5 protein-coding genes and 1 tRNA gene are annotated in these 5,916 nt (G+C 53.0%); 5 read left to right on the forward strand and 1 reads right to left on the reverse strand.

Annotated features, from left to right (window positions below):
* Nucleotides 1–402: 402 nt before the first annotated feature.
* A tRNA-Met gene (locus MAF45_RS11065) sits at nt 403–479 on the reverse strand.
* A gap of 72 nt (nt 480–551) precedes the next feature.
* Between MAF45_RS11065 and MAF45_RS11070 the strand changes: the two genes are divergently transcribed.
* The 5 genes from MAF45_RS11070 to MAF45_RS11090 are packed head-to-tail and all read left to right on the forward strand — an operon-like array spanning nt 552 to nt 5,651.
* A complete protein-coding gene (locus MAF45_RS11070) occupies nt 552–1,163 on the forward strand; it encodes an NUDIX hydrolase (protein ID WP_237980688.1) in 612 nt (203 codons plus the stop codon).
* An 8-nt stretch (nt 1,164–1,171) separates the two neighbouring features.
* Nucleotides 1,172–2,008, forward strand: a complete 837-nt coding sequence (locus tag MAF45_RS11075) for an arginyltransferase (RefSeq protein ID WP_237980690.1) — start codon at nt 1,172–1,174, stop codon at nt 2,006–2,008.
* A gap of 32 nt (nt 2,009–2,040) precedes the next feature.
* Entirely contained in the window at nt 2,041–3,093 is a 1,053-nt protein-coding gene (locus tag MAF45_RS11080; RefSeq protein ID WP_237980692.1) for a quinone-dependent dihydroorotate dehydrogenase, read from the forward strand.
* 35 nt (nt 3,094–3,128) lie between these two features.
* Nucleotides 3,129–3,650, forward strand: coding sequence for an RNA 2',3'-cyclic phosphodiesterase (gene thpR / locus MAF45_RS11085; protein ID WP_237980694.1), 522 nt, complete (start codon nt 3,129–3,131; stop codon nt 3,648–3,650).
* Between the two features lie 21 nt (nt 3,651–3,671).
* Nucleotides 3,672–5,651: a (Fe-S)-binding protein gene (locus tag MAF45_RS11090; protein ID WP_237980696.1), complete on the forward strand. Its 1,980-nt coding sequence runs from the start codon at nt 3,672–3,674 to the stop codon at nt 5,649–5,651.
* Nucleotides 5,652–5,916 lie beyond the last annotated feature (265 nt).

Genomic DNA, 5,916 nt, shown 5'->3' on the forward strand with positions numbered 1-5,916 from the left:
TGTAAGGCATGCCGCCAGCGTTCAATCTGAGCCAGGATCAAACTCTTGAGTTCAATCACTGCTGTTACTGCTGCCCTGTTTCCAGGGCGTCGCGCTCAAAATCATCGACTGGTGATGCGAAAGCTTCTTGCGAAGCCTTCTATCTTCCATTCGTTTTTTTCGAGCACCTGATTTCTTTTGAGCGGAACTCCCGAAGGAATTCCTGAGGCTCTCAAAAACCAGATGCCCACGCTTATCGGTTCGTTGTTCAGTTTTTAAAGATCACTGCCGTTCAAACGGCGGAGTTCGAATATTACAGACTTAATTTCTTTTTGTCAAGCTATTCGAACTTTTTTTATTTCTCCCCCTAAAATGCTGGGAAAAATAAAACCGCCCAACTTCTTTGGCGGCCTCCAGATCAAATGGTTGCGGGGGTAGGATTTGAACCTACGACCTTCGGGTTATGAGCCCGACGAGCTACCGGGCTGCTCCACCCCGCGGTAACCAAACATCTGACGGGTGATTATTGTACGAATAAAATTCTGTTTGTCAAGAACGAGCGGAAAAAAAACATGAGCAACCCAGACTTCAAACCACAATACTGCTGCCGCTGCGGTCATCTTATGGTCAGCAAGGTCCCCGCCGGCGATGTCAGGGTTCGTCAGGTCTGCCTGCGCTGCGGCTTCATCAGCTACTCCAATCCCCTGCCAGTTTGCGGAACCCTTCCCGTCTGGAAAGACAGAGTTTTGCTGTGCCGCCGCAACATCAACCCGCGCCGAGGCTACTGGACGCTGCCTGGCGGGTATCAGGAGTTAGGAGAATCTACCGCCCAGGGAGCGCTTAGAGAAACCCTGGAGGAAGCCGGCATCCGGGTCAGACTCGGAAAGCTCTGCACCGTCATGGACGTCCCTTTTGCAAATCAAATCCATCTTTTTTATTTGGCCAGCATGGCATCTCCGGAATTCTGCGCAGGAGAGGAAACTATGGAATGCCGGCTGTTCACCGAAAAGGAAATCCCTTGGGGTGATCTTGCCTTCGGCACAATCAGGGAAACGCTTCGGATTTTTTTTGAAGATCGCAGGAAAGGCAGTCTTGGCACGCACCACATCATTTTCCTGGACAATGACCATCTGTCCAGCGAGAAGACGCTCCCTGATGAGCTCTTTTTACTCCGCAAAGGTTAACTGGCTTTATGGAAACAAACGATTCTCCCCCTTGCGGCTCAAATCTGAAGCCTCGCGTTTTTAAATTCCGAGAATTTTCTTCTTTGGAATTCGCGTGCGACTACTTCCATGACAGAAGGCTCGCCACGTTCGCATTCGCCCAGAATATCCAGCACGACCCCGTCGTTTTTTACGACGAGATGATCCGGCACGGATACCGCCGCCAGGGCAGCCTGCTGTATCAAACCCGTTGCCGCTGTTGCCTCAGCTGCGTCCAGGGCAGGGTGGATGTCCACCGCTTCCGCCGTAGCAGAACCCAGCAGAAAATATGGAACCGAAACCAGGATCTGACCCAAAGCGTCATTCCTGCCGCCAGCGCCATGTCGGAAGAAGCCTATAGGCTTTATACGCACTACGAAGCCATCCGCCACCCGGGGTCTCCAATGGTTCGGTTCGGAGAAAAGGAATTTGAAGAAGCGCTTTTGTTCTCAAACGTGGACACCTTTGCGGTTGAGTACCGGATGAAAGGCCGTCTGGTTCTTGTCTCCCTTATGGATGTCCTCCCACGCGGTATTTCTGCCGTTTATACCTTTTATTCACCCGAAGAAGCCCGCAGGAGCCTGGGGACTTTTTCAATACTGAATGAAATAGAGTTCACAAAAAAGCTTGGCGCAGAAGCGAGGCTTTATCTTGGAGCGTGGCAGGCCATAAATCCCGGCATGAGTTATAAAAGCCAGTTTCGCCCCTTTGAAGTTTACTGGGAGGGCAAATGGCAACCCCTTGATGAATGCCAGGAGGCCATTTTCGACGCTGCGGACAAGGCCGACCGACTATTTAAAACTACGGTTCCGAACTCTTTAAAATAACAGCATTCCTTCCCATTCAAAACAGAAAAACCATGCTCTACGACATCGCTCGATCCGTGCTTTTCCGTATGTCTCCTGAAACAGCTCACGCTGTAATAATGCACAACATTGATTGGGCTGTTGCCTTCGGGCTAACCCGCTTGGTCGCAAAACTGCCAAATGATTCGCCTGTCACTGTGATGGGGCTGAGATTCCCGAATTCCATAGGCCTTGCCGCAGGGATGGACAAAACGGGCTCGCACGTGCAGGCGCTGGGAGGACTCGGCTTCGGTCATATCGAAGTCGGCACCATCACGCCGAGGGCGCAACCGGGAAATGAAAAACCACGCTGCTGGAGAGTGATACCCGCCAAGGGCATCATCAACCACATGGGGTTCAATAACTGCGGCGCACTTGAAGCTTTGAAGAATTTAAAAAGTGCTGATGCGTTCAAGTTAAGAGGCGGTATTCTCGGCATCAATATCGGAAAACAAAATTCCACCCCTTTGGAAGGCGCTCTGGGTGATTATCAGGAATGCATGGAAAAAATGTATTCAAAAGCAGATTACCTAGCCATAGACATTTCCTGCCCTAACACGCCCGGTCTGACCAAACTCCAGGATGAAAACGAGCTGGATCCTCTGCTGAAAGGAATCTCTGAGAAAAGAAAGGAGCTGGCGGATAAACAGGGAAGGAAAGTTCCCATTACTGTGAAAATCAGCCCGGACCTGGACGCTGACGCCATCCGCCGAGCCGCCGACCAGTTCGTGAAGTACGGAATGGACGCCGTCACTGCAACCAATACGACCATCTCAAGAAAGGGCATCGAAGGGCTGCCTAACAGCACCATGGTCGGCGGACTGTCCGGAAAGCCCCTGTTTGAACGCTCGACGGAAGTCGTCCGAATTCTATCGGATCATCTTAAGCGGGCACTGCCCATCATCGCCTCCGGGGGCGTCATGAGCGCCGAAGACGCCGTAGCAAAAATGGAGGCCGGAGCCAGTCTGGTCCAGCTTTACACTGGTTTCATTTATTCCGGCCCGCAGCTGATATGCGATGCAGCAAATGCAATCGCCGATTGGCGCCGTCAGCGCTGCGACCATTAGATCAACCAGCCGTGTCCTGGAGCGAAATATTGGCAATGGAAGAACCGCTGAGGGCTTTTATTGCCCTTTGGCCTGACGAAAAGACCCGGGGAAAAATCTATAAAGTATCAAAACAAATCGAGCATCTGCAGCCTAATGGAAAATTCAGACTCACCCCGGCAAACAAGCTTCATATGACGCTCGCCTTTCTGGGCGGCATCAGTCAGGAAGACCGCGGGAAAATTCTGCGAATGCTCAGGACAGGTTCATTCCCAGGCTCTCGCTTTGTACTGGACCGCATGGGCGTCTTTCCAAAATCCGGAATCCTTTGGCTGGGTGAGACCGATTCATCCCTGAGCGCCCTGGCCGGCCTGGTTCGCAAAGAACTTGCCAATATCGGCATTGGTTATGATAAAACCCCTTTCAGGGCCCACGTGACGCTTGCCAGAAACTGGCGGTTGCCGGCCCCTGTGATCAAATTCAAGACGATAGTCTGGGATTACGGTGCTCCCTGCCTTGTTCTGTCCATTCCCGACGGAAGAGGCCGCAGAAATTACCTTCGCATTAAATCGGAATAAGTCTTTTCAAAAATTTTTTGTATGAACCCCACTCCATTTCGCCCGACATTCTGGAACATCCCCGTAGAAGGCCAGATCCTGATCTATATCCTCGGGATCCTCGCCGTACTCTTCTGCGCATGGGGAACGGTCAAATCAGTCAGAGCCATTCTTTCCGGCAAGCCCAAGGCGCTCAAAGAGGCCCCTCGCGAAAGGCTCCGTCGTCTGTGGAACGAAGGTTTTCTGCAGACACGCATCATGAGAACGGCTTCGGGGAAAGCGCATTTCGCGATTTTCTGGGGATTCATTTTCCTATTTTTCGGGACTGCTGCGGCTACGCTGGACTGGGATGTGACAAGACCTCTCTTTGGCGTCCGCTTCCTAAAAGGTGATTTTTATCTTTTCTACAAACTCATCCTCGACTGCGCCGGCGTGGCTGCACTTATCGGTCTCGGCTACGCAGCTTACAGCCGATGGATAAAAAAAGGCCCATCGCTGGAGGCTTCGCCACGCTTTGCCGCGTTGATCGGATCCCTTGCCTTCATCATCATCACCGGCTTTTTCATTGAGGCGCTTCGCCTGGCTGCGCAGAAACCGGAATGGGCAGGCTGGTCCCCCGTAGGCTGCCTGCTGGCCGGATTGTTTTCCAGCCTTTCCGCCCCGAGCCTTACCACAGCACACGCGCTGCTGTGGTGGATCCACGGCTTGAGCGCCCTCGTGTTCATTGCAGCAATTCCCGCCACCTTTTACTCCCACATCTTTAAGGCGCCGTGGAACATTTTTGAACAGAAGCTGGAGCCTCTTGGAGCCGTTCCCAAAATTGAAAAGATCGAGGAGCAGGAATCCTTTGGCATTTCTAAGTTCGACCAAATGTCTTGGAAAAAACGGCTTGACTTCGAAGCCTGCACGGAATGCGCAAGATGCACTGCGGTGTGCCCCGCGGTCAAAATGGGAACTCCTTTGAATCCCAAAGAGTTCGTGCTGAAGCTGCAGCGGGCCGGCAGGCAGAAGGAAGCACAAGACCTTTCCAGCGTAATCTCTGAACAGGAGCTTTGGTCCTGCAGCACCTGCGGAGCCTGCCTGAACGCCTGTCCTTCCCGCATCGACATTCCGGATCTCGTCGTCCAGATGCGGACCCACTACGCACTTGAGGAAGGGAAATTCCCTCCGGGGGTTGCAAAAACCCTGCAGAATGTCGCCACGGTGGGAAATCCCTGGGGTCTTGATCCCGGCTCCAGGCTGGACTGGGCTTCCGGCTTGGATGTTTCCCTACTGGAAGAAGGCCGGCATGTCGACGTGTTGTACTGGGTCGGCTGCGCCGCCTCTTATGACAGAAGAGCCCAGAAAATCGCTCGGGCCATGGTCAAAATCCTAAAGGCTGCCGGCGTCTCCTTCGGCGTCATGCCGGAGGAAAGATGCCATGCCGATTTTGCAAGGCGCCTGGGGGAAGAGTATCTGTTTCAGACCGCTGCCGCGGAAAACATTGAAAATTTCAAGCGCTACAGCTTTGACCGTATACTCTGCGCCTGCCCGCATTGCTTCAATACGCTGGCCCATGAGTATCCGCAGTTCGACGGCGGCAAGTTCCAGGTCATCAGCCATGCGGATTTTATTTTGGATTTAATTTCCAAAAAGCTACTCCCGGCTCTGTCCCTTGATGAGGCTTCAACCGTTTATCACGATCCTTGTTACTTGGCCCGCTACAATGGAATTGCCCAGTCCCCGCGATCGGCGCTTCGGACGTTCGTACCAGATCTGCGCGAGCCGGAAAACAAGGGGCTTTCTTCACTGTGCTGCGGTGCAGGCGGCGGACAGTTCTGGTTCGACGGCAGCAGAACTCAGAGAATAAATGTTATTCGCTTCGATGAGCTGAAAGCCACGAAAGCGACACGCATCGCCACGGCCTGTCCTTTCTGTATGTCGATGCTGGACACTGCCAAATCGCAGAGGAAAGACGAAGAAACAGTGGTCAAGGATATTGCTGAAATCGTCGCAGAGGCTCTGGATAAAAAGAGCAACTGACTCAATCAGAGCCGGCGAGTCCGCCTGAGGAAACTCACCGGGCCTTGGAACCTGTTCGTGCAGCTGAGGAGAAAAAGCGCCTCACGATCGGGTAGAGAGTGATCTCACGGTCACTCCCTCCCACACCGCATTGCCCCAGTGAGGGCTGCGGACATGCCGTTCGGCATCCGGCGGTTTTCAAACGTAAGAGGCGGGCTTACTGCATCTTGATGACGCTGAAAAGCCCCATCCGCTTGAAGAAGCTGTTGTCGAACGCTTGCCGCAT

The organism is Mesosutterella porci (assembly GCF_022134585.1).
GTDB classification, from domain to species: domain Bacteria; phylum Pseudomonadota; class Gammaproteobacteria; order Burkholderiales; family Burkholderiaceae_F; genus Mesosutterella; species Mesosutterella porci.

Bases quoted from the DNA above. Each gene is read 5' to 3' on its own strand.
- MAF45_RS11070 (WP_237980688.1), top strand. From the start codon at position 552: ATGAGCAACCCAGACTTCAAACCACAATACTGCTGCCGCTGCGGTCAT.
- MAF45_RS11075 (WP_237980690.1), top strand. From the start codon at position 1,172: ATGGAAACAAACGATTCTCCCCCTTGCGGCTCAAATCTGAAGCCTCGC.
- MAF45_RS11080 (WP_237980692.1), top strand. From the start codon at position 2,041: ATGCTCTACGACATCGCTCGATCCGTGCTTTTCCGTATGTCTCCTGAA.
- thpR (WP_237980694.1), top strand. From the start codon at position 3,129: ATGGAAGAACCGCTGAGGGCTTTTATTGCCCTTTGGCCTGACGAAAAG.
- MAF45_RS11090 (WP_237980696.1), top strand. From the start codon at position 3,672: ATGAACCCCACTCCATTTCGCCCGACATTCTGGAACATCCCCGTAGAA.